This is a genomic window from Pseudomonas sp. MD330_10 (assembly GCF_042610415.1).
GTDB lineage: Bacteria > Pseudomonadota > Gammaproteobacteria > Pseudomonadales > Pseudomonadaceae > Aquipseudomonas > Aquipseudomonas rhodesiae.
Window position 1 is genome coordinate 1 of the sequence record NZ_JBHGZU010000119.1, and the last position, 245, is coordinate 245.

1 pseudogene is annotated in these 245 nt (G+C 62.4%); it reads right to left on the reverse strand.

The features are described from left to right. Window positions 1-245: pseudogene (locus ACFZPT_RS26850) on the reverse strand (YgiQ family radical SAM protein); the annotation flags it as partial.

The window sequence follows — 245 nt, forward strand, 5'->3', positions numbered from 1 at the left end:
GTTGTACACATACGGGTTGATGATCTTGTCGATCATGCCCGGACGGTCGATGCGGGTGGAGTCCACTTCGTACCAGCCCGCCCGGGTGACACGGCGGATAAACGCGGTGCCGCGCACATCGGTGATGTCTTCGATCTTGTGTCCCCAGGACAGGCGCTGGGCCACATCGACGATGGCCCGCTCGGCGTTACCGTCCAGCAGGATATCGGCGGTGGCGTCGATCAGGATCGAGTTGCGCACGCGAT